The organism is Treponema sp. R6D11 (assembly GCF_054786075.1).
In genome coordinates this window covers 1-1,115 of sequence record NZ_BDHD01000412.1, presented here as the reverse complement: position 1 = coordinate 1,115, position 1,115 = coordinate 1, and the positions used below count along the sequence as shown (strand labels likewise).

The window sequence follows — 1,115 nt, the reverse complement described above, 5'->3', positions numbered from 1 at the left end:
CGTTAACACCGTCGCTACTCAGGAAGAAAACATCCGCAACGCGATGGAAGAACAAACTACGGGGAGCAAACAGGTTCTAGAAGGCATAAGCGTTGTAAACGATGTAACGCGGCAGGTAGAAAGCGCGTCACAGGAAATGCTTGACGGCGCGAAAGAAGTAATACAGGAGAGCGCCAACCTTGAAAAATCAACGCAGGAAATAACCGGCGGCATGAACGAGATGGCTACGGGCGCGGAGCATATAAACATAGCGGTTAACCACGTAAGCGGGATAAGCGGCAAGAACCGCGAAGCCATAGACGATTTGATGAAGGAAGTGTCAAAGTTTAAAGTGGATTAAAATTCCTACTGCTGGTACTGCGCCACGCAAAGTTCGTAGTACTTGCCGCGTTTTGCCATCAATTCCTCGTGCGTGCCGCTTTCCACGATTTGCCCGTCGTTTACGAACATTATCTTCGTGCAGTTGCGTATCGTGGAAAGCCTATGGGCGATGATAAACGATGTGCGCCCTTTCATCAGCGTCTGGATTCCCTGCTGAACGAGCTGTTCAGTGCCGGTATCAATACTGCTTGTCGCTTCGTCAAGGATTAATATTCGCGGGTTGGAAATAAGCGTGCGGGTAAACGCCAACAACTGCCTTTCGCCCGCCGAGATGCCGCTTCCGCGCTCAATGACGCGGGTGTTGTAGCCTTCTGGCAGTTTTTCTTTACAGCGTTAATTTGCAATAATCCCTCGGACTCGTGGGCGATTTCTTGAATATCAGTCGCCACTCCCTGCAAGCCGTCCCGCCCCACTTCGGAGGCTTCCATCAACGATTTTACATTTTCGGCGTTATTCACCAGCGTGTTGGTAACCGAATTGATATTAGCCGTCATTTGTTCAATTGCGGACGAGGCTTTGGCGATATGGGAGCTCTGGTTTGCGACATGTTCGTTAAGTTTATGGATGTTATCGGTAAGCTGTTCCATTGTCGCGTGGGTTTCTGTAACGCTCGCGCTCTGGTTTATAATTCTTCCCTTGATGCTCTGTATATTGGAGTTTATCTCGTTCACGGCCGCTGCGGTTTCTGTCATGTTTGCGGCAAGATCTGTTCCAATATTGGACAATTGGTGCCC

The 1,115-nt window shown here is 49.6% G+C and carries 1 protein-coding gene and 2 pseudogenes; 1 reads left to right on the top strand and 2 read right to left on the bottom strand.

What is annotated here, in order from left to right; genetic code table 11:
- A pseudogene (locus ACYVTD_RS13585) lies at window positions 1-340 on the top strand (methyl-accepting chemotaxis protein); the annotation flags it as partial.
- A 5-nt stretch (window positions 341-345) separates the two neighbouring features.
- On the opposite strand, the gene ACYVTD_RS13580 reads toward ACYVTD_RS13585, so the two are convergent.
- Together ACYVTD_RS13580 and ACYVTD_RS13575 are read right to left on the bottom strand one after the other, a co-directional pair.
- Window positions 346-630: a hypothetical protein gene (locus ACYVTD_RS13580; RefSeq protein WP_461248268.1), complete on the bottom strand. Its 285-nt coding sequence runs from the start codon at window positions 628-630 to the stop codon at window positions 346-348.
- Window positions 588-1,115, bottom strand: a pseudogene (locus ACYVTD_RS13575) (hypothetical protein); the annotation flags it as partial. The gene ACYVTD_RS13580 and the pseudogene ACYVTD_RS13575, both read right to left, overlap by 43 nt.